Annotated in this window: 2 protein-coding genes; both read left to right on the forward strand. The window is 31.7% G+C overall.

The window, feature by feature from the left end; genetic code table 11:
• Window positions 1-71 precede the first annotated feature (71 nt).
• Complete coding sequence (locus CSBG_RS01835) at window positions 72-1,592, forward strand: ABC transporter ATP-binding protein (RefSeq protein WP_035285566.1); 1,521 nt, start codon at window positions 72-74, stop codon at window positions 1,590-1,592.
• Window positions 1,592-2,220 (forward strand): ABC transporter permease (locus CSBG_RS01840; RefSeq protein ID WP_008676579.1); only part of this gene is annotated, 629 nt, incomplete at its 3' end. The genes CSBG_RS01835 and CSBG_RS01840, both read left to right, overlap by 1 nt.

A 2,220-nucleotide genomic window follows, 5' to 3' on the forward strand; every position in this document is an offset into this window, starting at 1 on the left:
ATATAAGGAAATTTAAAGGCAAAGCCTTTAAATTTCCTTGAAAATATGAAAAGAGGAAAGCGGTGAATTATATGGAGTATGTAGTAGAAATGCTTAACATTCGAAAAGAGTTTCCAGGAATTGTAGCAAATGATAATGTAACATTACAACTAAAAAAAGGTGAAGTTCATGCTCTTTTAGGTGAAAATGGTGCAGGAAAATCTACATTAATGGGGATGCTTTTTGGGATGTATCAACCAGAAGCTGGAGTAATAAAAGTAAAAGGAAAAGAAGTTAAAATTTCTAGTCCTAATGTAGCAAATGATTTAGGAATAGGAATGGTTCATCAACACTTTAAACTAGTTGAAAACTTTACTGTAACAGAAAATATAATTTTAGGTTGTGAACCAAAGAAGTTTTTAACTATTGATATAAAAAATGCAGCTAAAAGGATTGATGAATTATCAAAAACTTATGGCTTAAATGTTGATCCATACTCAAAAATTGAAGACATATCTGTTGGTATGCAACAACGTGTTGAAATTTTAAAAATGTTATATAGAAATGCTGAGGTTCTTATATTTGACGAACCAACAGCCGTTTTAACTCCTCAAGAAATTGATGACTTAATTAAAATAATGCAAAACCTTATAAATGAAGGAAAATCAATAATTCTAATTACACATAAGTTAAAGGAAATTAAAGCAGCCGCAGATAGATGTACAGTTATAAGAAGAGGAAAGTGTATAGGAACAGTTGATGTTAAAACAACTACAGAAGCTGATATGGCTAAGATGATGGTTGGAAGACAAGTTTCGTTTAAAGTTGATAAAGTAGAAGCAAATCCAGGAGATGAAGTATTAAGGCTAGAGAATTTATCTGTTAAAAACAATAAAAAGGTTTTAGGGTTAAAAGACTTTTCTTTAAATGTAAGAAAAGGCGAAATAGTTGGTGTAGCTGGAGTTGAAGGTAATGGACAAACCGAATTAGTAGAAGCTATAACTGGCATGAGAGGTATAGAGAGTGGAAGTATATTCTTTAATGGAAAGGATATTAGCAAAACTTCAATAAGAAAGAGAATTGATGAGGGGATAGCACATATTCCAGAAGATAGACATAAAAGAGGACTTATTCTTGATTATACTATGGAAGATAATATGGTTCTTAAGGTTTATAAAAATGAACCATTTTCTAAAAATGGACTTATAAATAGAAGTAAAATAACTGAATACGCAAATAATATTATTGAGACTTTTGATGTTAGAGCTGGTGAAGGTGGAAAATCAATGGCCAGATCTTTATCAGGTGGAAATCAACAAAAGGGGATTATTGGACGTGAAGTTCAGTCAGATCCTGACTTGTTGATAGCTGTTCAACCAACTAGAGGGTTAGATGTAGGGTCTATAGAATACATACACAAAAGACTAGTTGAACAAAGAGATAGTGGGAAAGCTGTACTTTTAGTATCATTAGAATTAGACGAGATACTAAATGTTTCAGATAGAATTGCTATTGTTAACAATGGCGAACTTATAGGAATAGTAAATGCCTCTGAAACAGATGAAAATGAAGTTGGATTAATGATGGCAGGAATAAAGAGAGGTGAAAGCTAATGGAAAAAAATCAAGGTTTAAAATCTATAATGGCTGTAATCTTAGGTCTTATTGCAGGTGCGATATTAATGGCAGTTATGAGATTTAATCCTCTTGAAGGGTATGAATACTTATTTAAAGGTGGACTAAAGAACTTAGAAAGAATAGGTAATACAATAGCTACTGCAACACCATTAATGTTGACAGGACTTTCAGTTGCCTTTGCATTTAAGACAGGATTATTTAACATAGGGGCACCGGGACAAATGTTATTTGGAGGATTTTGTTCAATAGCGGTAGGGTTATCATTAGATTTACCAAAAATGATCCTTGTTCCTATTGTCGTATTAGCTGGGATATTAGGTGGAGCACTATGGGCTACAGTTCCTGGGATTTTAAAAGCTAAGTTTAACGTTCACGAAGTTGTATCATCAATAATGATGAACTGGGTTGCTTATTGGATAGTTTATTATAATATTCCAAAATATTTTAAGGGTGAATTCTTAGAAACTGAATCAAAAATGTTATCAGATTCAGCAACTTTAAAAGCTTCTTGGTTATCAAATATTTTTGAAGGATCATATATAAACTTAGGTATTTTCTTAGCTATGATAGCAGTTTTCATAGTTTGGTTTATATTAAATAAAAC

It is taken from the genome of Clostridium sp. 7_2_43FAA, assembly GCF_000158375.2.
Lineage (GTDB): Bacteria > Bacillota > Clostridia > Clostridiales > Clostridiaceae > Clostridium > Clostridium tertium.